This window comes from Actinophytocola sediminis (genome assembly GCF_054779715.1).
Window position 1 is genome coordinate 237,941 of sequence record NZ_BAAGXS010000028.1, and the last position, 20,630, is coordinate 258,570.

Annotated in this window: 28 protein-coding genes; all 28 read left to right on the plus strand. The window is 67.2% G+C overall.

Features of this window, described 5'->3' with window-relative positions; genetic code table 11:
- Window positions 1-40 precede the first annotated feature (40 nt).
- The 28 genes from ACYVIP_RS18880 (at window position 41) to rplO (ending at window position 20,523) form a co-directional block, all read left to right on the plus strand.
- Complete coding sequence (locus ACYVIP_RS18880) at window positions 41-3,940, plus strand: DNA-directed RNA polymerase subunit beta' (protein WP_460397977.1); 3,900 nt, start codon at window positions 41-43, stop codon at window positions 3,938-3,940.
- Between the two features lie 205 nt (window positions 3,941-4,145).
- Complete coding sequence (locus ACYVIP_RS18885; RefSeq protein ID WP_460397979.1) at window positions 4,146-4,907, plus strand: D-Ala-D-Ala carboxypeptidase family metallohydrolase; 762 nt, start codon at window positions 4,146-4,148, stop codon at window positions 4,905-4,907.
- 226 nt (window positions 4,908-5,133) lie between these two features.
- The gene (locus tag ACYVIP_RS18890) at window positions 5,134-5,400 is read left to right on the plus strand and encodes a type II toxin-antitoxin system Phd/YefM family antitoxin (RefSeq protein ID WP_460397981.1); all 267 of its coding nucleotides are present in this window, start codon (window positions 5,134-5,136) and stop codon (window positions 5,398-5,400) included.
- 759 nt (window positions 5,401-6,159) lie between these two features.
- Window positions 6,160-6,534 (plus strand): 30S ribosomal protein S12, encoded by a 375-nt coding sequence (gene rpsL, locus ACYVIP_RS18895; RefSeq protein WP_030473471.1) that lies wholly within the window; start codon window positions 6,160-6,162, stop codon window positions 6,532-6,534.
- A gap of 1 nt (window position 6,535) precedes the next feature.
- Window positions 6,536-7,006: a 30S ribosomal protein S7 gene (gene rpsG / locus ACYVIP_RS18900; RefSeq protein WP_460397983.1), complete on the plus strand. Its 471-nt coding sequence runs from the start codon at window positions 6,536-6,538 to the stop codon at window positions 7,004-7,006.
- A 73-nt stretch (window positions 7,007-7,079) separates the two neighbouring features.
- Entirely contained in the window at window positions 7,080-9,179 is a 2,100-nt protein-coding gene (fusA, locus tag ACYVIP_RS18905) for an elongation factor G (protein WP_460397985.1), read from the plus strand.
- Window positions 9,180-9,296: 117 nt separating this feature from the next.
- Window positions 9,297-10,490, plus strand: coding sequence for an elongation factor Tu (tuf, locus tag ACYVIP_RS18910; protein ID WP_460397987.1), 1,194 nt, complete (start codon window positions 9,297-9,299; stop codon window positions 10,488-10,490).
- Between the two features lie 265 nt (window positions 10,491-10,755).
- Complete coding sequence (rpsJ, locus tag ACYVIP_RS18915) at window positions 10,756-11,061, plus strand: 30S ribosomal protein S10 (RefSeq protein ID WP_003938093.1); 306 nt, start codon at window positions 10,756-10,758, stop codon at window positions 11,059-11,061.
- Between the two features lie 13 nt (window positions 11,062-11,074).
- Window positions 11,075-11,728, plus strand: a complete 654-nt coding sequence (gene rplC / locus ACYVIP_RS18920) for a 50S ribosomal protein L3 (protein WP_460397991.1) — start codon at window positions 11,075-11,077, stop codon at window positions 11,726-11,728.
- A 2-nt stretch (window positions 11,729-11,730) separates the two neighbouring features.
- On the plus strand, window positions 11,731-12,612 hold the full coding sequence (rplD, locus tag ACYVIP_RS18925; RefSeq protein ID WP_460398221.1) for a 50S ribosomal protein L4, sunset domain variant: 882 nt from the start codon (window positions 11,731-11,733) through the stop codon (window positions 12,610-12,612).
- Window positions 12,609-12,905, plus strand: coding sequence for a 50S ribosomal protein L23 (gene rplW, locus ACYVIP_RS18930; RefSeq protein WP_460397993.1), 297 nt, complete (start codon window positions 12,609-12,611; stop codon window positions 12,903-12,905). Before rplD ends, rplW begins: the two co-directional genes overlap by 4 nt.
- Window positions 12,906-12,940: 35 nt before the next feature.
- Window positions 12,941-13,777: a 50S ribosomal protein L2 gene (gene rplB, locus ACYVIP_RS18935; RefSeq protein WP_460397995.1), complete on the plus strand. Its 837-nt coding sequence runs from the start codon at window positions 12,941-12,943 to the stop codon at window positions 13,775-13,777.
- A gap of 19 nt (window positions 13,778-13,796) precedes the next feature.
- On the plus strand, window positions 13,797-14,078 hold the full coding sequence (rpsS, locus tag ACYVIP_RS18940) for a 30S ribosomal protein S19 (RefSeq protein ID WP_075126579.1): 282 nt from the start codon (window positions 13,797-13,799) through the stop codon (window positions 14,076-14,078).
- 17 nt (window positions 14,079-14,095) lie between these two features.
- Window positions 14,096-14,524 (plus strand): 50S ribosomal protein L22, encoded by a 429-nt coding sequence (gene rplV, locus ACYVIP_RS18945; protein ID WP_460397997.1) that lies wholly within the window; start codon window positions 14,096-14,098, stop codon window positions 14,522-14,524.
- Window positions 14,524-15,384, plus strand: a complete 861-nt coding sequence (gene rpsC / locus ACYVIP_RS18950; protein ID WP_460397999.1) for a 30S ribosomal protein S3 — start codon at window positions 14,524-14,526, stop codon at window positions 15,382-15,384. The genes rplV and rpsC overlap by 1 nt, the downstream gene beginning before the upstream one ends.
- A gap of 3 nt (window positions 15,385-15,387) precedes the next feature.
- Window positions 15,388-15,807 carry a 50S ribosomal protein L16 gene (gene rplP / locus ACYVIP_RS18955; protein ID WP_460398001.1) on the plus strand — a complete coding sequence of 140 codons (420 nt, stop codon included), beginning with the start codon at window positions 15,388-15,390 and terminating at the stop codon, window positions 15,805-15,807.
- Window positions 15,807-16,055 (plus strand): 50S ribosomal protein L29, encoded by a 249-nt coding sequence (rpmC, locus tag ACYVIP_RS18960; protein WP_460398003.1) that lies wholly within the window; start codon window positions 15,807-15,809, stop codon window positions 16,053-16,055. The genes rplP and rpmC overlap by 1 nt, the downstream gene beginning before the upstream one ends.
- The gene (gene rpsQ / locus ACYVIP_RS18965) at window positions 16,052-16,330 is read left to right on the plus strand and encodes a 30S ribosomal protein S17 (protein WP_460398005.1); all 279 of its coding nucleotides are present in this window, start codon (window positions 16,052-16,054) and stop codon (window positions 16,328-16,330) included. The genes rpmC and rpsQ overlap by 4 nt, the downstream gene beginning before the upstream one ends.
- Window positions 16,327-16,695: a 50S ribosomal protein L14 gene (gene rplN / locus ACYVIP_RS18970; RefSeq protein ID WP_460398007.1), complete on the plus strand. Its 369-nt coding sequence runs from the start codon at window positions 16,327-16,329 to the stop codon at window positions 16,693-16,695. Before rpsQ ends, rplN begins: the two co-directional genes overlap by 4 nt.
- A gap of 2 nt (window positions 16,696-16,697) precedes the next feature.
- Window positions 16,698-17,012, plus strand: a complete 315-nt coding sequence (gene rplX / locus ACYVIP_RS18975) for a 50S ribosomal protein L24 (RefSeq protein WP_460398009.1) — start codon at window positions 16,698-16,700, stop codon at window positions 17,010-17,012.
- Window positions 17,012-17,575, plus strand: coding sequence for a 50S ribosomal protein L5 (gene rplE / locus ACYVIP_RS18980; RefSeq protein ID WP_460398011.1), 564 nt, complete (start codon window positions 17,012-17,014; stop codon window positions 17,573-17,575). Before rplX ends, rplE begins: the two co-directional genes overlap by 1 nt.
- Window positions 17,576-17,579: 4 nt before the next feature.
- The gene (locus ACYVIP_RS18985; protein ID WP_075126570.1) at window positions 17,580-17,765 is read left to right on the plus strand and encodes a type Z 30S ribosomal protein S14; all 186 of its coding nucleotides are present in this window, start codon (window positions 17,580-17,582) and stop codon (window positions 17,763-17,765) included.
- 76 nt (window positions 17,766-17,841) lie between these two features.
- Complete coding sequence (rpsH, locus tag ACYVIP_RS18990) at window positions 17,842-18,240, plus strand: 30S ribosomal protein S8 (RefSeq protein WP_460398013.1); 399 nt, start codon at window positions 17,842-17,844, stop codon at window positions 18,238-18,240.
- A gap of 16 nt (window positions 18,241-18,256) precedes the next feature.
- A complete protein-coding gene (gene rplF / locus ACYVIP_RS18995; RefSeq protein WP_460398015.1) occupies window positions 18,257-18,796 on the plus strand; it encodes a 50S ribosomal protein L6 in 540 nt (179 codons plus the stop codon).
- Between the two features lies 1 nt (window position 18,797).
- Window positions 18,798-19,199, plus strand: a complete 402-nt coding sequence (gene rplR / locus ACYVIP_RS19000; protein WP_460398017.1) for a 50S ribosomal protein L18 — start codon at window positions 18,798-18,800, stop codon at window positions 19,197-19,199.
- 31 nt (window positions 19,200-19,230) lie between these two features.
- Window positions 19,231-19,884, plus strand: a complete 654-nt coding sequence (gene rpsE, locus ACYVIP_RS19005) for a 30S ribosomal protein S5 (RefSeq protein ID WP_460398019.1) — start codon at window positions 19,231-19,233, stop codon at window positions 19,882-19,884.
- A gap of 7 nt (window positions 19,885-19,891) precedes the next feature.
- Window positions 19,892-20,077 carry a 50S ribosomal protein L30 gene (gene rpmD, locus ACYVIP_RS19010; RefSeq protein ID WP_460398021.1) on the plus strand — a complete coding sequence of 62 codons (186 nt, stop codon included), beginning with the start codon at window positions 19,892-19,894 and terminating at the stop codon, window positions 20,075-20,077.
- Window positions 20,074-20,523, plus strand: coding sequence for a 50S ribosomal protein L15 (rplO, locus tag ACYVIP_RS19015; protein ID WP_460398223.1), 450 nt, complete (start codon window positions 20,074-20,076; stop codon window positions 20,521-20,523). The genes rpmD and rplO overlap by 4 nt, the downstream gene beginning before the upstream one ends.
- Window positions 20,524-20,630 lie beyond the last annotated feature (107 nt).

The following is a 20,630-nucleotide window of genomic DNA, read 5'->3' on the forward strand; positions in this document are numbered from 1 at the left end:
GCTCCGCTCCGGCTTCAACGAACAAAGGGGAAGTCCCGACGTGTTGGACGTCAACTTCTTTGACGAGCTTCGCATCGGCCTGGCCACGGCGGACGACATCCGTCAGTGGTCCTTCGGTGAGGTGAAGAAGCCCGAGACCATCAACTACCGCACCCTCAAGCCCGAGAAGGACGGACTCTTCTGCGAGAAGATCTTCGGTCCGACCAGGGACTGGGAGTGCTACTGCGGCAAGTACAAGCGCGTCCGGTTCAAGGGCATCATCTGTGAGCGCTGTGGCGTCGAGGTCACCCGCGCCAAGGTGCGCCGGGAGCGGATGGGCCACATCGAGCTGGCCGCGCCGGTCACCCACATCTGGTACTTCAAGGGCGTGCCGTCGCGCCTCGGCTACCTGCTCGACCTGGCGCCGAAGGATCTCGAGAAGATCATCTACTTCGCCGCCTACGTGATCACCTCGGTGAACACCGAGCTGCGCCACAACGACCTGTCGACCCTGGAGAGCGAGATCGGGGTCGAGCGCAAGCAGGTCGAGAACCGCCGCGACGCGGACATCGAGGGCCGGGCGCAGAAGCTCGAGGCCGACCTCGCCGCGCTCGAGGAGGAGGGCGCCAAGAGCGACGTCCGCCGCAAGGTCAAGGAGGGCGGCGAGCGGGAGATGCGCCAGCTCCGCGACCGCGCCCAGCGTGAGCTGGACCGGCTCGACGAGATCTGGACCACCTTCACCAAGCTGGACATCAAGCAGCTGATCGCCGACGAGGTGCTCTACCGCGAGCTGATCGACCGCTACGGCGACTACTTCACCGGCTCGATGGGCGCCGAGGCGATCCAGCGGCTGGCCGCCGACTTCGACGTCGACGCCGAGGCCGACAACCTGCGCGACACGATCCGCAACGGCAAGGGGCAGAAGAAGCTCCGCGCGCTCAAGCGGCTCAAGGTCGTCGCGGCGTTCGCGCACACCAGCAACTCGCCGATGGGCATGGTCCTGGACTGCATCCCGGTGATCCCGCCGGACCTGCGGCCGATGGTCCAGCTCGACGGTGGCCGGTTCGCCACGTCCGACCTGAACGACCTGTACCGCCGCGTGATCAACCGGAACAACCGGCTCAAGCGGCTGATCGACCTCGGCGCGCCCGAGATCATCGTGAACAACGAGAAGCGGATGCTGCAGGAGGCCGTCGACGCGCTGTTCGACAACGGCCGCCGCGGCCGTCCGGTCACCGGCCCCGGCAACCGGCCGCTGAAGTCGCTGTCGGACCTGCTCAAGGGCAAGCAGGGCCGGTTCCGGCAGAACCTGCTCGGCAAGCGCGTCGACTACTCGGGCCGTTCGGTCATCGTGGTCGGCCCGCAGCTGAAGCTGCACCAGTGCGGTCTGCCCAAGGCGATGGCGCTGGAGCTGTTCAAGCCGTTCGTGATGAAGCGGCTGGTCGACCTGAACCACGCGCAGAACATCAAGTCCGCCAAGCGGATGGTGGAGCGCGCCCGGCCGGCCGTGTGGGACGTGCTGGAAGAGGTCATCACCGAGCACCCGGTGATGCTCAACCGCGCGCCGACGCTGCACCGCCTCGGCATCCAGGCCTTCGAGCCGCAGCTGGTGGAAGGCAAGGCCATCCAGCTGCACCCGCTGGTCTGTGAGGCGTTCAACGCCGACTTCGACGGTGACCAGATGGCGGTGCACCTGCCGCTGTCGGCCGAGGCCCAGGCCGAGGCGCGGATCCTGATGCTGTCCTCGAACAACATCCTGTCGCCGGCGTCCGGCCGTCCGCTGGCCATGCCGCGACTGGACATGGTGACCGGGCTCTACCACCTGACCCGGCTCAAGGAGGACGGCCTCGGCGCCGGTCACGCGTACTCCTCGCCGGCCGAGGCCATCATGGCCTACGACCGCAAGGTGATCGACCTGCAGTCGCCGATCAAGGTCCGGGTCTCCGACCGGGCGCCGTCGCCCGCGGACAAGCCGGAAGGCTGGGAGCCGGGGCAGCAGTGGCTGGCGTCCACGACGCTTGGCCGGGTGCTGTTCAACGACCTCCTGCCCGAGGACTACCCGTTCATGAACGAGCCGATGCCCAAGAAGCGGCAGGCGGCGATCGTGAACGACCTCGCCGAGCGGTACCCGATGGTCACCGTGGCGCGGACGCTGGACAAGCTGAAGGACGCCGGCTTCCACTGGGCGACCCGTTCCGGGGTCACCATCGCGATCTCCGACGTGGTGGTGCCGCCGAACAAGCAGCAGATCCTGGACTCCTACGAGCAGAAGGCCGACGCCGTCGAGAAGCGGTACCAGCGCGGTCAGCTCTCCCACACGGAGCGCAACAACGAGCTGGTCAAGGTCTGGGGCCAGGCGACAGAAGAGGTCGCCGAGGCCATGGAGGCCAACTTCCCCGACGACAACCCGATCCCGTTGATCGTGAAGTCGGGCGCGGCGGGCAACATGACCCAGGTCCGGTCGCTGGCCGGCATGCGTGGTCTGGTGTCCAACCCGAAGGGTGAGTACATCCCGCGGCCGATCAAGGCCAACTTCCGTGAGGGCCTGTCGGTGGTGGAGTACTTCATCGCCACGCACGGTGCCCGCAAGGGCCTGGCCGACACCGCGCTGCGCACCGCCGACTCGGGTTACCTGACCCGGCGTCTGGTGGACGTCTCGCAGGACGTCATCGTGCGCGAGATCGACTGTGGCACGACCCGTGGCATCAACATGACCATCGGCGAGCCCGGTCCGGACAACACGATCATGCGTGACCAGCACGTGGAGACCAGTGTCTACGCGCGCTCGCTGGCCGAGGAGATCACCGATGCGGACGGCAACGTCCTGCTCAACCGCGGTGACGACCTCGGCGACCCGGCGATCGAGAAGCTGGTCGCCTCCGGTGTCACGAAGGCCAAGGTCCGCAGCGTGCTGACCTGCGAGTCCGCGGTCGGTGTGTGCGCCACCTGCTACGGCCGGTCCATGGCGACCGGCCAGCTGGTGGACGTCGGCGAGGCGGTCGGCATCGTGGCGGCGCAGTCCATCGGTGAGCCGGGTACCCAGCTCACGATGCGCACGTTCCACCAGGGTGGCGTCGCCGGTGACGACATCACCACCGGTCTGCCGCGTGTCCAGGAGCTGTTCGAGGCCCGTCAGCCGAAGGGCAAGGCGCCGATCGCCGACGTCGACGGCCGCGTGCGGATCGAGGACGGCGACCGGTTCTGGAAGATCACGCTGATCCCGGACGACGGCAGCGAGGAGATCGTCTTCGACAAGCTGTCGAAGCGTCAGCGCCTCGCGGTCACCCTGAGCGGCCCGCTCGCCGACGGCGACCACGTGTCGGTCGGCCAGCAGCTGCTCGAGGGCACGCCGGACCCGCACGAGGTCCTGCGGGTCATGGGGCCGCGCGAGGCCCAGCTGCACCTGGTGGACGAGGTCCAGAAGGTGTACCGGGCCCAGGGTGTGTCGATCCACGACAAGCACATCGAGGTCATCGTCCGGCAGATGCTGCGTCGGGTGACGATCCTCGACTCGGGTGCCGCGGAGTTCCTGCCCGGCGCGCTGGTCGAGCGGGCGGAGTTCGAGTCGGAGAACCGGCGCGTGGTCGCGGCCGGTGGCGAGCCGGCCTCTGGCCGTCCGGTGCTGATGGGCATCACGAAGGCGTCGCTGGCCACGGACTCGTGGCTGTCGGCGGCGTCGTTCCAGGAGACCACGCGGGTGCTGACGGACGCGGCCATCAACGGCCGTTCCGACAAGCTCGTCGGCCTCAAGGAGAACGTGATCATCGGCAAGCTGATCCCCGCGGGGACCGGCATCAACAAGTACCGCAACATCCAGGTGCAGCCGACCGAGGAGGCCAGGGTCGCCGCGTACGCGATCCCGAGCTACGACGACGGTTACTACACCCCGGACGTGTTCGGTACCGGCACGGGCGCAGCCGTCCCCCTGGACGACTACGACTTCGGCCGGGACTACCGCTAGTCAGCGCGACAACGAAGGAGCCCTCGACGTTTCGTCGGGGGCTCCTTCGTTTCGCGGGTGGTTGTCAAGCGCCGATCGGCGTGATCCACCCGGACGGTTACCTTCCCCCAAATATGGGTAATATGTCGTGATTCATTGACCATTCCGGTCGGCCTTCGCCACGCTCCGTGCGTTCACCCTTCTCCTCCTGCACGAGAGGTGGCCCATGAAGAAACTTCTCCTTCTACCGGCTCTCGCCGCCGCGGCGTTCGTCCTTACCGCGCCGGCCGCGGCCGACCCGGCTCCGGCCGCGCCGGCCGACGCGTCGACAGCGGTCGAGGCCGCAGACGGCTGCTACACCTGGAACCGCTCCCTGTCCGAGGGCGCGTCCGGCGACGACGTGCGCCAGTTGCAGATCCGGGTCGCCGGCTACCCCGGCCACGGCGGTGTGCTCGGTCTCGACGGCGCGTACGGCCCGGCCACCAAGGCCGCGGTGACGCGTTTCCAGGAGGCCTACGGCCTCGGCGCGGACGGCGTCGCCGGCCCGGCCACCTTCGGGAAGATCTACGAGCTCCAGGACGACGACTGCTCGCCGGTCAACTTCACCTTCGACGAGCTGAACAACTGCAACGCCGACTGGTCCGGCGGCCGGGTGTCCGCGGCGGACGCGCGGGCCAACGCCCTCGTGTCGATGTGGAAGCTCCAGGCCATGCGCCACGCCATGGGCGACCGGCCGATCGTCGTGAACGGCGCCTTCCGCAGCGAGGCATGCAACAGCGCCGTCGGCGGCGCCGCGAACAGCCGCCACCTCTACGGCGACGCCGTCGACCTCGGCGCCGGCGCGCAGGGCTTCTGTGGCCTCGCCCTGCAGGCCCGCAACCACGGGTTCGCCGAGATCCTCGGCCCTGGCTACCCGGGCCACGACGACCACACCCACGTCGCGCACCGCTCCGGCCAGTTCTGGTCGGCACCCACCTGCGGAATGTGAGGTTCGAGGTCCGGCGTCGGCGACACCGTCGACGCCGGACGCCGTCGTGGGTGATGGTCGCGCCGTGGCCAGTGGTTGAACAAACGCGGACATGCCCGCCACGTTGTCCACCCGGGCGGTGCCCCGCTGGCGACAATCGGTCAACGAGTTGACCCGCCGGCCCAGCGTCTCACCAGGTCGAGTGACACCGAATGTAAGTACTACATGCGGTAGTAAAATGGCCGGTGTGGAACAGGTCTCCATCCGTGAACTCCGCCAGCACACTGCCGGCATCCTCGCGCGCGTCCAAGCAGGCGAATCCCTGGTGATCACCAAACGCGGCAAGCCCATCGCTCGAATCGTCCCGGCCGTGGTGTCGGCGGACCTGAGTGATCTGGTGGCGGAGGGTTGGGTGACACCCCCGAGGCCGTTCCTCATGCCGACGGTCAGTGCGCCGGCGGGTTCCGACGCCGGCGAGTTGATCAGCCGGCTTCGGGACGAGGAGAGGTGCTGAGCGACCTCGCCCATGGCCGATGTCAGCCACTTGGCGTCGGCTGGGCATTGGGTTGGGATTGACGGTGGTCGCCCGTCGGTGTGGCTGGCCTGGCCGGTGAGCAGGGCGGCGGCGAGGTCGGTCAGTGCGCGCGGGTCGAACACGCCGAGGGTGTGCGGATTCCAGTCGGCCGTGACATGGCGGTTGACGAACCGCAGCGCCCAGCGTCCGCCCGGAGCGCTGACATGCAGGCCGCTACCGTCGATGACGTGTTTGGTGGTGAACGTCACGTTTCTGCCACTGCCCGGCACGACATTCTCGTGCAACGCCAGAAGCCGGTGCGACTGCTGGCCATCATCGGTGAGACCGCGTTGTGCCAGCCGATCGGCTGGCACGAGATGATGGCCAGGTCTCCGTCGGAGCACTCGGCGGGCGGGCGTCGCGTCGCTGCGTATAGCCTGGGTAGCAGGTCGCTGGATCCTCGACCGACGTCGAGGTCACCCCGGTTTTGACCGCCTCCTGGGCGAAGGGTATCTTGGGTACTCGCGCCCGGCCTAGGTCGGGTCAATCCGCGTGCCTATGCGCGGAGGTCCACTCCAGCTAGTGGACACCCGGCAGTAACCGCGGAGTTCCTTCCGAGCCTCGTAGGGATGATTCAATCCTGCGCGAGCGTTATGAGGAAGGGCGACACGCCCGACCTCGTGATACGGCGGGGCCGGACAGAACGACCAGCAGCACCGCCCAACGCAGTAGCGACACCCGATAGAAGAAAGCCGGTCCATGCCCACGATCCAGCAGCTGGTCCGTAAGGGCCGCCAGGACAAGGTCGCCAAGCAGAAGACTGCGGCCCTCAAGGGAAGCCCGCAGCGGCGTGGCGTGTGCACCCGCGTGTACACCACCACCCCCAAGAAGCCGAACTCCGCGCTGCGCAAGGTCGCGCGCGTCAAGCTGACCAGTGGCATCGAGGTCACGGCCTACATCCCGGGTGAGGGCCACAACCTGCAGGAGCACTCGATGGTCCTGGTCCGCGGTGGCCGGGTGAAGGACCTGCCCGGCGTCCGCTACAAGATCATCCGTGGCTCGCTGGACACGCAGGGCGTGAAGAACCGCAAGCAGGCTCGCAGCCGGTACGGCGCGAAGAAGGAGAAGAGCTGAGATGCCCCGCAAGGGTCCTGCCGCCAAGCGGCCGCTGATCTCCGACCCGGTCTACAGCTCCCCGCTGGTCACCCAGCTGGTCAACAAGGTGCTGCGGGACGGAAAGCGCTCTGTCGCCGAGAAGATCGTCTACCAGGCACTGGAAGGCGCGCGCGACAAGAGCGGCACCGATCCGGTGGTCACGCTCAAGCGTGCGCTGGACAACGTGAAGCCGACCATCGAGGTGAAGAGCCGCCGCGTCGGTGGCGCCACCTACCAGGTGCCGATCGAGGTCAAGCCAGGGCGCTCGACCACGCTGGCGCTGCGCTGGTTGGTCAACTTCTCGCGGCAGCGCCGGGAGAAGACCATGACCGAGCGGCTGATGAACGAGCTGCTCGACGCGAGCAACGGCCTCGGGGCGAGCGTGAAGCGCCGCGAGGACACGCACAAGATGGCGGAGTCCAACAAGGCCTTCGCTCACTACCGCTGGTGACGCGCCAGGTGGTTTGAGCCGGCCCACCAAGCTCGGCCGCACCAAAACGCTATTGAGACAGGGGAAGACACCCGTGGCACAGGACGTGCTTACCGACTTGGCCAAGGTCCGCAACATCGGGATCATGGCCCACATCGACGCGGGCAAGACCACGACGACCGAGCGGATCCTGTTCTACACCGGGATCAGCTACAAGATCGGCGAGGTGCACGACGGCGCGGCCGTCATGGACTGGATGGAGCAGGAGCAGGAGCGCGGCATCACGATCACGTCCGCCGCGACGACCTGTTTCTGGAAGGACCACCAGATCAACCTCATCGACACCCCGGGACACGTCGACTTCACCGTCGAGGTGGAGCGCAACCTCCGGGTGCTCGACGGCGCGGTCGCGGTCTTCGATGGCAAGGAGGGGGTCGAGCCGCAGTCCGAGCAGGTCTGGCGGCAGGCCACCAAGTACGACGTCCCGCGCATCTGCTTCGTCAACAAGATGGACAAGCTCGGCGCGGACTTCTACTACACCATCCGCACCATCTCCGAGCGTCTTGGCGCGAAGCCCCTGCCTGTCCAGCTGCCGATCGGTGCCGAGAGCGAGTTCATCGGGGTCGTCGACCTGGTGAACATGCGAGCGCTGACCTGGCGTGGTGAGGTCCAGAAGGGTGAGGACTACGCGGTCGAGGAGATCCCGGCCGACCTCGTCGAGAAGGCCAACGAATACCGCGAGCAGCTGATCGAGGCCGTCGCCGAGACCGACGACGAGCTGATGGCGGCCTACCTCGAGGGTGAGGAACTCACCGTCGAGCAGATCCAGCAGGGCCTCCGCAAGATCGTCAACGAGGGCACCGCCTACCCGGTGCTCTGTGGCTCGGCGTTCAAGAACAAGGGCGTCCAGCCCATGCTCGACGCGGTGATCGACTACCTGCCCGCGCCGACGGACCTGCCGCCGGTCGAGGGCCTGCTGATGGATGGCGAGACCAAGGCCTACCGCAAGCCGGAGACCTCGGAGCCGTTCTCGGCGCTGGCCTTCAAGATCGCCGTGCACCCGTTCTTCGGCAAGCTCACCTACGTCCGGGTCTACTCGGGCAAGGTCGCCGCCGGCGCCCAGGTCATCAACTCGACCAAGGACCGCAAGGAGCGCATCGGGAAGATCTTCCAGATGCACGCCAACAAGGAGAACCCGGTCACGGAGGCCCTCGCCGGTCACATCTACGCGGTGATCGGACTGAAGGACACCACCACCGGCGACACCCTGTGCGACCCGAACGAGAAGATCGTCCTCGAGTCGATGACCTTCCCGGAGCCGGTCATCCAGGTGGCCATCGAGCCGAAGACCAAGGCTGACCAGGACAAGCTGTCGACCGCGATCCAGAAGCTCGCCGAGGAGGACCCGACCTTCCGGGTCAACCAGGACGATGAGACGGGTCAGACGATCATCGCCGGCATGGGCGAGCTGCACCTGGACATCCTGGTCGACCGGATGCGCCGGGAGTTCAAGGTCGAGGCCAACATCGGCAAGCCGCAGGTGGCCTACCGCGAGACGATCCGCAAGACGGTCGCCAAGCACGACTACACCCACAAGAAGCAGACGGGTGGCTCCGGCCAGTTCGCGAAGGTGATCATCAAGCTCGAGCCGCTGGCCACGACGGACGGCGCGCTCTACGAGTTCGAGAACAAGGTCACCGGTGGCCGCGTGCCGCGCGAGTACATCCCGTCGGTGGACGCCGGCGCCCAGGACGCCATGCAGTACGGCGTGCTGGCCGGCTACCCGCTGGTCGGGATCAAGCTCACCCTGCTCGACGGTGCCTACCACGAGGTGGACTCCTCCGAGATGGCCTTCAAGATCGCCGGTTCCATGGCGCTCAAGGAGGCCGCCCGGCAGGCGAGCCCGGTGCTGCTCGAGCCGATGATGGCGGTCGAGGTGACCACGCCCGAGACCTACATGGGCGATGTCATCGGCGACCTGAACTCTCGCCGTGGCCACATCCAGGCCATGGACGAGCGCAGTGGTGCCCGGATCGTCAAGGCACTGGTACCGCTGTCGGAGATGTTCGGATATGTCGGCGACCTGCGTTCTCGGACCCAGGGGCGGGCGAACTACTCCATGCAGTTCGACTCCTACGCGGAGGTTCCAACGAACGTCGCGAAGGAGATCATCGCCAAGGCAACCGGCGAATAACTAATCCGGTGCGGGCTGCGTGGGTAGCGCCCTCTATGGTTCCGCACAACTGACCCCATTTAGCTGTCGTCGTAAAACAAGACGGCGGAGAGATACAAGTCCAGGAGGACGAGAGAAGTGGCGAAGGCGAAGTTCGAGCGGACCAAGCCGCACGTCAACATCGGGACCATTGGTCACATTGACCATGGGAAGACCACGCTGACCGCGGCAATCTCCAAGGTTCTGCACGACAAGTACCCCACCCTGAACCCCTTCACGCCGTTCGACGAGATCGACAAGGCGCCGGAGGAGAAGCAGCGCGGTATCACGATCTCGATCGCGCACATCGAGTACGAGACCGAGAAGCGGCACTACGCGCACGTCGACTGCCCTGGTCACGCGGACTACATCAAGAACATGATCACCGGTGCCGCCCAGATGGACGGCGCGATCCTCGTGGTCGCCGCGACCGATGGTCCGATGCCGCAGACCAAGGAGCACGTGCTGCTGGCCCGCCAGGTCGGTGTGCCCTACATCGTGGTGGCCCTGAACAAGGCCGACATGGTGGACGACGAGGAGATCCTGGAGCTGGTCGAGCTCGAGGTCCGCGAGCTGCTGACCGAGTACGAGTTCCCCGGTGACGACCTGCCCGTGGTCCGGGTCTCGGCGCTCAAGGCGCTCGAGGGCGACGCCGAGTGGGGCGAGAAGGTCATCGAGCTGCTGGACGCGGTGGATGACAACATCCCCGAGCCCCCGCGCGACATCGACAAGCCCTTCCTGATGCCGGTGGAGGACGTGTTCACGATCTCCGGCCGCGGCACCGTGGTCACCGGTCGCGTCGAGCGCGGTGTCCTCAAGCCGATGGAAGAGGTCGAGATCGTCGGCATCAAGGAGAAGGCTCAGAAGACCACCGTCACCAGCGTCGAGATGTTCCGCAAGATCCTCGACGACGCGCGCGCCGGTGAGAACGTGGGTCTGCTCCTGCGCGGCATCAAGCGTGAGGACGTCGAGCGCGGTCAGGTCGTCGTGAAGCCCGGCACCACCACGCCGCACACCCAGTTCGAGGCTCAGGTCGTCATTCTGAGCAAGGACGAGGGTGGCCGGCACACGCCGTTCTTCAACAACTACCGCCCGCAGTTCTACTTCCGCACCACCGACGTGACCGGCGTGGTGACCCTCCCCGAGGGCACCGAGATGGTCATGCCGGGTGACTCCACCTCCATGACGGTCAACCTGATCCAGCCGATCGCCATGGACGAGGGTCTGCGGTTCGCCATCCGCGAGGGTGGCCGGACGGTCGGCGCGGGTCGCGTCACCAACATCCTCAAGTAGTTTTCCCGCCGGGGGCCCCTGGGTCATGGACCTGGGGGCCCCCGGTTTCGGGTGGCACATCAGCGTGTGTCATCCTTGACAGGTTGCTCGTCGCGGCCAGCCGCGTTCGAGCACGGTCCGAGGGCGGTGGTATGCCGCTGACGGGCCATCATGACCACTCCCGAGGGACTCAAGTCCAAGGGGCCGGTCTGTGCCTAGGGCGCGACACACCCGACCGCGTGGACCGGAGCGGCACGAGTCATAAAGACAAGGACGGCAAGCCACCATGGCGGGACAGAAGATCCGCATCCGGCTCAAGGCCTACGACCACGAGGCGATCGACGCGTCCGCGCGCAAGATCGTGGAGACGGTTACCCGCACGGGCGCTCGGGTCGTCGGGCCGGTGCCGCTGCCCACCGAGAAGAACGTGTACTGCGTCATCCGCTCGCCGCACAAGTACAAGGACTCGCGCGAGCACTTCGAGATGCGCACGCACAAGCGTCTGATCGACATCCTCGACCCCACGCCGAAGACCGTCGACGCGCTCATGCGCATCGACCTTCCGGCCAGCGTCGACGTCAACATTCAGTGAGGCCTGAGCACCAATGTCTGACCGGCAGATAAAAGGGATCCTGGGTACCAAACTCGGGATGACCCAGGTCTTCGACGAGAACAACCGGATCGTCCCGGTGACCGTCGTCAAGGCCGGCCCCAACGTGGTCACCCAAGTCCGCTCCCAGGACAACGACGGGTACGGGGCGGTTCAGTTGGCGTTCGGCGCCATTGACCCGCGCAAGGTGAACAAGCCGCGCACCGGCCACTTCGAGAAGGCGGGCGTGACTCCGCGCCGCTTCCTCGCCGAGCTGCGCACGACCGACGCCGACACCTACGAGCTCGGGCAGGAGATCACCGTCGAGGTGTTCGAGCCCGGCGCCGTGGTCGACGCGACCGGCACCAGCAAGGGCAAGGGCACCGCGGGGGTGATGAAGCGCCACGGGTTCAAGGGCCTCGGCGCCTCGCACGGCACCCAGCGCAAGCACCGCTCGCCCGGCTCGATCGGTGGCTGCGCCACCCCCGGCCGGGTGTTCAAGGGCCTGCGCATGGCTGGCCGCATGGGCCACGTCCGGGTCACCACGCAGAACCTCACGGTCCACCAGGTGGACGCCGAGGAGAGCCTGATCCTGGTCAAGGGCGCGATCCCGGGGCCCAAGGGCGGCGTGGTGTTCCTCAAGACCGCCGTGAAGGGTGATGCGAAGTGACCATGACGGTGGAGATCAAGACTCCGGCAGGCACCATCGACGGCACCGTCGAACTGCCCGCCGAGATCTTCGACGTACAGGCCAACATCGCGCTGATGCACCAGGTGGTCGTGGCCCAGCAGGCCGCGGCCAGGCAGGGCACGCATTCCACCAAGACCCGCGGCGACGTCCGCGGCGGTGGCAAGAAGCCCTACCGGCAGAAGGGCACCGGCCGCGCCCGTCAGGGCTCGACCCGCGCGCCCCAGTTCGCCGGTGGTGGCATCGTGCACGGCCCGACGCCGCGCGACTACACGCAGCGCACGCCCAAGAAGATGAAGGCCGCCGCGCTGCGCGGTGCCCTCTCCGACCGGGCCCGCGCCGGCCAGGTGCACGTGGTGACCGACCTGGTCGACGGCGACACGCCGTCCACCAAGTCCGCCCGCACGTTCCTGGGCACGGTCAGCGAGGCGCGCAACCTGTTGGTCGTGCTCACCCGCGGTGAGCAGACCGGCTGGAAGTCGGTGCGCAACCTGCAGACCGTGCACACGATCTGGCCAGACCAGCTCAACACCTACGACGTGCTGGTCAACGACGACGTGGTGTTCACCAAGAGCGCGCTCACGGCCTTCCTCGAGGGCCCGGCCAGGGGCCGCGCCAAGGCCTCCGCCCGCTCGGGCGAGGTCGAGCAGGCGCCCTACGGCGCCGGCAGCCACGCCGCGCTCGGCGACGGTTCGGAGCCGGACGGGTTCCCGGTCAAGGGCAACGAGAGCTCGAAGCTGTACCACCTGCCGGGCACCTCGTTCTACAACCGCACCGAGGCCGAGGTCTGGTTCGCCAGTGCCGAGGACGCCGAGCAGGCCGGCTTCCAGTTGCCGCCCTCGCAGCGTAAGGAGGACGACCAGTGATCCCCGACCACCGCGACGTACTGCTCGCGCCGGTGATCTCCGAGAAGTCCTACGGGCTGCTCGAGGAGAACAAGTACACGTTCGTCGTGGCTCCTGGCGCCAACAAGACCCAGATCAAGATCGCGGTCGAGAAGGTGTTCGGCGTCCAGGTGGTGAGCGTGAACACGCTGAACCGGCAGGGCAAGCGCAAGCGCACCCGCACCGGTTACGGCAAGCGCAAGGACACCAAGCGAGCGATCGTGACGCTCTCGGCCGAGAGCAAGCCGATCGAGATCTTCGGCGGCCCGGCCTGAGCCGGCGAGTAGAGACCTAGAGGGACTGCGTAGAGATGGGCATTCGCAAGTACAAGCCGACGACGCCTGGGCGTCGTGGCTCGAGCGTCTCCGACTTCGCCGAGATCACCCGCTCGGAGCCGGAGAAGTCGCTGGTCCGCCCGTTGCACGGGCGGGGCGGCCGGAACGTGCACGGCAAGATCACCACCCGGCACAAGGGTGGCGGCCACAAGCGCGCGTACCGGTTGATCGACTTCCGGCGGCACGACAAGGACGGTGTGCCGGCCAAGGTCGCGCACATCGAGTACGACCCGAACCGGACCGCCCGCATCGCGCTGCTGCACTACGCGGACGGCGAGAAGCGGTACATCATCGCGCCGGAGAAGCTTCGCCAGGGCGACCGGGTGGAGAACGGGCCGGGCGCGGACATCAAGCCGGGCAACGCGTTGCCGATGCGCAACATCCCGGTCGGCACCGTGATCCACGCGATCGAGCTGCGGCCGGGCGGCGGGGCCAAGATCGCCCGCTCCGCCGGCACCCGCGTCCAGCTGGTCGCCAAGGAAGGCCGGTTCGCCCAGCTGCGGATGCCATCGGGCGAGATCCGCAACGTGGACGTCCGCTGCCGGGCCACGGTCGGCGAGGTCGGCAACTCCGACCACGCGAACATCAACTGGGGCAAGGCAGGCCGGATGCGGTGGAAGGGCAAGCGCCCGACCGTCCGTGGTGTCGCCATGAACCCGGTGGACCACCCGCACGGTGGTGGTGAGGGCAAGACCTCCGGCGGTCGCCACCCGGTGAACCCGGCCGGCAAGCCGGAGGGCCGTACCCGCCGCAAGGGCAAGCCGAGCGATCAGCTGATCGTTCGTCGTCGCCGGACCGGTAAGAAGCGCTAAGAGCAGGAGGGAGTGACAGATGCCTAGGAGTTTGAAGAAGGGCCCGTTCGTCGACGACCACCTGCTCAAGAAGGTGGACGCGCTCAACGAGTCCGGCAAGAAGACCGTGATCAAGACCTGGTCTCGCAGGTCGACGATCATCCCGGACATGCTTGGCCACACCATCGCGGTGCACGACGGCCGTAAGCATGTCCCCGTGTTCATCTCGGAGTCGATGGTCGGGCACAAGCTGGGCGAGTTCGCCCCAACCCGCACCTTCAAGGGCCACGTGAAGGACGACCGCAAGGCGCGCAGGCGCTAGGGACAAGGGAGTAAGCGATGAGTGACGCGACCGCGCAGGAGGAGCTTCCGCGCGCGATTGCTCGAGCTCGCTACGTCCGCGCCACGCCAATGAAGGTGCGCCGGGTGGTTGAGCTCATCAAGGGCCGTAGTGCTGATGAGGCGCTCAACGTGCTGCGGTACTCGCCGCAGGCGGCCAGCGAGCCGGTGGCCAAGGTGCTCGCGAGCGCCGTGGCCAACGCCGAGAACAACCTCGACCTCGACCCGGAGACCCTCTGGGTCACCGCGGCGTACGTGGACGAGGGCCCGACGCTCAAGCGGTTCCGGCCGCGGGCACAGGGCCGGGCGTACCGGATCCGGAAGCGGACCAGCCACATCACCGTCGAGGTGGAGTCACGGCCGCGGCCGGAGCCGAAGAAGGCGGCTGCCAAGAGCCGTAAGTCCAGTGCGAAGAGGAGTGCCAGCTAGTGGGTCAGAAGATCAACCCGCACGGCTTCCGGCTCGGGATCACCACTGACTGGAAGTCCCGCTGGTATGCCGACAAGCAGTACGCGGAATACGTGGCAGAGGACGTCAAGATCCGTCGCCTGCTCTCGAAGGGCATGGAGCGCGCCGGGATCTCGAAGGTGGAGATCGAGCGCACCCGCGACCGGGTCCGGGTCGACATCCACACCGCCCGGCCGGGCATCGTCATCGGCCGGCGCGGCGCGGAGGCCGACCGCATCCGGGGCGAGCTGGAGAAGCTGTCCGGCAAGCAGGTGCAGCTGAACATCCTCGAGGTGAAGAACCCGGAGGCCGACGCTCAGCTGGTCGCCCAGGTGACCGCCGAGCAGCTGTCCAACCGGGTGTCCTTCCGGCGCGCGATGCGCAAGGCCATCCAGTCGGCCATGCGCAGCCCGCAGGTCAAGGGCATCCGCGTGCAGTGCGGCGGTCGTCTCGGCGGCGCCGAGATGTCCCGCTCCGAGCACTACCGCGAGGGTCGGGTGCCGCTGCACACGCTGCGTGCCGACATCGACTACGGCTTCTTCGAGGCCCGCACCACGTTCGGCCGGATCGGCGTGAAGGTGTGGATCTACAAGGGCGACGTGGTCGGTGGCCGGCGTGAGGTCGAGTCCCGTTCGCAGGCGCCGCAGGACCGCGCGCCGCGGCGGGAGCGGCCGACCAGGGCCCGTCGTTCCGGTTCGTCCGGCACCACGGCAACCAGCACCGAGGCCGGCCGCGCGGCGGCAGAGGCCAGTGCGGTGGAGCCCGCTGAGACGGCGTCGCAGGCCCCTTCGGTGAACGGGGCCGACGCCAGCAACGCGTCCAACGCTAACGGGGAGGGCTGAGCAGTGCTCATCCCACGCAAGGTCAGGCACCGCAAGCAGCACCACCCCAAGCGTGGTGGTGCGGCAAAGGGCGGTACCCGGGTCACCTTCGGTGAGTTCGGGATCCAGGCGCTCACGCCGGCCTACGTGACGAACAGGCAGATCGAGTCCGCTCGTATCGCCATCAACCGGCACATCCGTCGTGGCGGCAAGGTGTGGATCAACATCTTCCCCGACCGTCCGCTGACGAAGAAGCCGGCTGAGACCCGCATGGGTTCCGGCAAGGGCTCGCCTGAGCACTGGATCGCGAACGTGAAGCCAGGTCGGGTGATGTTCGAGCTGAGCTTCCCGAACGAGACCGTGGCTCGCGAGGCACTGACCCGTGCGATCCACAAACTTCCGATGAAGTGCCGCATCGTCACGCGTGAGGGTGGTGACTTCTGATGGCCGCCGGGACTCAGGCGTCGGAGATGCGCGAGCTCAACGACGAAGAGCTGGTGCTGCGTCTGCGGGAGTCGAAGGAGGAGCTGTTCAACCTTCGGTTCCAGATGGCCACCGGGCAGATGGACAACAACCGCCGGCTCCGCACGGTCCGGCACGACATCGCCAGGATCTACACGGTCATGCGTGAGCGTGAGCTGGGACTTTCGGTGTCGCCGGACGAGGTTTCCAGTGATGAGGGTGCCGCATGAGCGAGACAACTGAGACTGAGAAGACGCGCGGCCGGCGCAAGGTCCGCGAGGGCCTGGTCGTGTCCGACAAGATGAACAAGACGATCGTGGTCTCGCTCGAGGACCGCAAGAAGCACCCGCGCTACAGCAAGGTGCTGCGGTCCACGGTCAAGGTCAAGGCGCACGACGAGGAGAACACCGCCGGCGTCGGCGACCGCGTGCTGCTGATGGAGACCCGTCCGCTGTCGGCCACCAAGCGCTGGCGGCTGGTGGAGATCTTGGAGAGGGCAAAGTGATTCAGCAGGAGTCGCGACTGCGCGTCGCCGACAACACGGGTGCGAAGGAGATTCTCTGCATCCGGGTGCTCGGCGGTTCCGCGCGTCGCTACGCGGGAATCGGCGACATCATCGTCGCCACCGTCAAGGACGCGATGCCCGGCGCCGGGGTGAAGAAGGGTGACGTCGTCAAGGCGGTCATCGTTCGCACCTCCAAGGAGCGCAGGCGCCCGGACGGGTCCTACATCCGGTTCGACGAGAACGCCGCCGTGCTCATCAAGCCGGACAACGAGCCGCGCGGGACCCGCATCTTCGGACCGGTCGGTCGCGAGCTGCGCGACAAGAAGTTCATGAAGATCATCTCGCTGGCCCCGGAGGTGCTCTGAGCATGAAGATTAAGAAGGGTGACACCGTTCAGGTGATCGCCGGCAAGGACAAGGGCGCGAAGGGCAAGGTCATCCAGGCCTACCCGAGCACCCAGCGCATCCTGGTCGAGGGCGTGAACCGGATCAAGAAGCACACCCGGATCAGCCAGACCCAGCGCGGTGCGCAGACCGGTGGGATCGTCACCCAGGAGGCGTCGATCCACGTCAGCAACGTGATGCTGGTCGACTCGGACGGCAAGCCGACCCGCGTCGGCTACACGTTCGACGACGAGGGCCGGAAGGTGCGGGTTTCGCGCCGGACCGGCAAGGAGATCTGATGACCACCACTGAAAAGCTGGTGCCTCGGCTCAAGACCAGGTACCGCGAGGAGATCGTGCCCGGGTTGCGGGAGGACTTCTCCTTCGACAACGCGATGCAGGTCCCCCGCGTGGTCAAGACCGTGGTCAACATGGGTGTCGGCGACGCCGCCCGCGACGGCAAGCTCATCGAGGGCGCGGTTCGCGACCTGTCGCTGATCACCGGCCAGCGGCCGCAGATCCGCCGGGCGCGCCAGTCCATCGCGCAGTTCAAGCTGCGTGAGGGCATGCCGATCGGCGCCAAGGTGACGCTGCGCAACGACCGGATGTGGGAGTTCCTCGACCGGCTGCTGACGATTGCGCTGCCGCGTATCCGTGACTTCCGGGGCCTGTCGCCCAAGCAGTTCGACGGCAACGGCAACTACACCTTCGGTCTCAACGAGCAGTCGATGTTCCACGAGATCAACCCGGACTCGATCGATCGTCCGCGCGGTATGGACATCACCATCGTCACCACCGCGATCAACAACGAGGAGGGTCAGGCGCTGCTGCGGCGTCTGGGCTTCCCGTTCAGGGAGAACTGAGCCCATGGCCAAGAAAGCTCTGGTCCACAAGGCCGCGCAGAAGCCCAAGTTCAAGGTCCGGGGCTACACCCGGTGCCAGCGGTGCGGTCGTCCGCGTGCGGTGTTCCGCAAGTTCGGCCTCTGCCGGGTGTGCCTGCGCGAGATGGCCCACCGCGGCGAGCTGCCCGGCGTGAACAAGTCCAGCTGGTAAAGCACAAGAAAAATCGCCACAGGCCCACTGCCAGTCACTGGTGGGGAACCATGGCGAGAAAGGTTGACAGGTCACCATGACGATGACCGACCCGATCGCAGACTTCTTGACTCGTCTGCGCAACGCCAACTCGGCGTACCACGACGAGGTCGTGCTGCCGCACTCCAAGCTCAAGGCGAACATCGCGGAGATCCTCCAGCGCGAGGGTTACATCTCCGGCTACCGCGCCGTGGACGGTGAGAAGGGCCAGAACCTCGTCGTCGAGTTGAAGTACGGCCCGAACCGCGAGCGCAGCATCGCGGGCCTTCGCCGGGTGTCCAAGCCGGGTCTGCGGGTGTACGCGAAGTCGACCAACCTGCCGAAGGTGCTTGGCGGGCTGGGCGTGGCGATCATCTCCACGTCCGCCGGCCTGCTCACCGATCGCCAGGCCGGCAAGCAGCGGATGGGCGGGGAAGTCCTCGCCTTCGTCTGGTGACGGGGGGTATTCACACATGTCTCGCATCGGAAAGCTGCCGATCACGGTCCCATCCGGAGTGGATGTGACGATCGACGGTCAGCTGATCAGCGTCAAGGGCCCCAAGGGGAACCTCGCACACACGGTCGCCGAGCCGATCACCGTCGAGCGCGAGGACGACGGCACGTTGGCCGTCAAGCGCCCGGACGACGAGCGTCGCAGCCGCGCGCTGCACGGCCTCACTCGTTCGCTGGTGAACAACCTGGTGGTCGGGGTGACCGACGGCTACGAGAAGAAGCTCGAGATCCACGGCGTCGGTTACCGCGTGCTGCTCAAGGGCTCGGACTTGGAGTTCTCGCTCGGCTTCAGCCACCCGGTCAAGGTCACGCCGCCGGAGGGCATCACCTTCACCGTCGACGGGCCGACCAAGTTCTCCGTCAAGGGGATCGACAAGCAGCGCGTCGGTGAGGTCGCCGCCAACATCCGCAAGCTGCGCAAGCCCGACCCGTACAAGGGCAAGGGCGTGCGCTACGCGGGCGAGAAGATCCGCCGCAAGGTCGGAAAGACGGGTAAGTGACATGAGCGAAGCGACTGCGACCAAGCGCAAGCCTGTTGGCAGGGACATCTCCACCAGGCGTCGGATCGCCAAGAAGCGCCGGCACTTCCGGGTCCGCAAGAAGGTCAGCGGCACCGTGGAGCGCCCCCGTCTGGTGGTGACCAGGTCCTCGCGGCACATCGTCGTCCAGCTGGTCGACGACCTCGCCGGGCACACGCTCGCGTCGGCCTCCAGCCTGGAGGCGGACGTGCGGGCGATGGACGGCGACAAGAAGGCCCGTGCGGCCAAGGTCGGCGCGCTGGTGGCCGACCGGGCCAAGAGCGCAGGCGTGACGAAGGTCGTGTTCGACCGGGGTGGCAGCGACTACCACGGCCGGATCGCGGCGCTCGCCGACGCCGCCCGGGAAGCCGGGTTGGAGTTCTGAACATGTACATCATCACGGGAAGGATCGCCTGATGCCGGGACGTACGCGGCAATTCGGCGGCGGCCACCAGGGCGGTCAGGGCGGTGACAACCGCGGCGACAACCGTGGGGATCGCCGCGACCGCAGGGACCGTCGCGACGGTGGCCGTGGCGGGGCGGCCCAGGACAAGACCCCGCACCTCGAGCGCGTGGTGGCCATCAACCGGGTCGCCAAGGTCGTGAAGGGTGGTCGCCGGTTCAGCTTCACCGCGCTGGTCGTGGTCGGCGACGGCGACGGCATGGTCGGGGTCGGCTATGGCAAGGCCAAGGAGGTGCCGGCCGCGATCGCCAAGGGTGTTGAGGAAGCGAAGAAGAACTTCTTCAAGGTCCCGAGGATCGCCGGCACCATCCCGCACCCGATTCAGGGCGAGCGGGCCGCCGGCGTCGTGCTTCTTCGTCCGGCCAGTGCCGGTACCGGCGTCATCGCCGGTGGCCCGGTGCGTGCCGTGCTGGAGTGCGCCGGGGTGCACGACGTGCTGTCCAAGTCGCTCGGTAGCGACAACGCGATCAACATCGTGCACGCCACCGTGGCGGCGCTGAAGGGTCTGCAGCGTCCGGAGGAGGTCGCGGCTCGCCGTGGCCTGCCGCTGGAGGACGTTGCCCCCGCTGGCATGCTGCGGGCGCGGGTCGCTGGTCAGGGGGTGTGAGTCAGCCATGGCACAGCTCAAGGTGACTCAGATCCGCTCCACGATCGGGACCAAGCGCAACCACCGTGAGTCGCTGCGGACGCTGGGCCTGCGGAAGATCCGCCAGTCCACCGTCCGGGACGACACCCCGGAGGTCCGCGGCCTGATCCACACGGTTCGCCACCTGGTGACCGTCGAGGAGGTCAACGACTGATGGCCATCAAGATCCATCACCTTCGTCCCGCGCCTGGCGCGAAGACGGACAAGCACCGCGTCGGCCGCGGTGAGGGTGGCAAGGGCGGCAAGACCGCCGGTCGCGGTACGAAGGGCACCAAGGCACGCAAGAACGTGCCGGCGCGCTTCGAGGGCGGCCAGATGCCCATCCACATGCGGCTGCCGAAGCTTCGCGGCTTCAAGAACCGTTTCCGCACCGAGTACCAGCCGGTCAACCTCGCCGACATCGTCCGGGTCTTCCCGGAGGGTGGCTCGATCGGGGTCGCTGAGCTGGTCGAGAACGGTCTGGTGCGCAAGAACCAGCTCGTGAAGGTGCTCGGCGACGGCGACCTGGCCGACGTGAAGCTGGACGTCACGGCGCACGCGTTCTCCAAGAGCGCGGCGGAGAAGCTCGGCGCGGCCGGCGGCTCGGCCACCACGCTGTAACGAGCGACGACAGCCAACCGGACGGCCGGCAGGGTGTGCCCTGCTGGCCGTCTTCGGTTGGTTGGCTAGAAGTGTTCGCGCTGGTAGCGGCGCTCGTGGTGCACAGT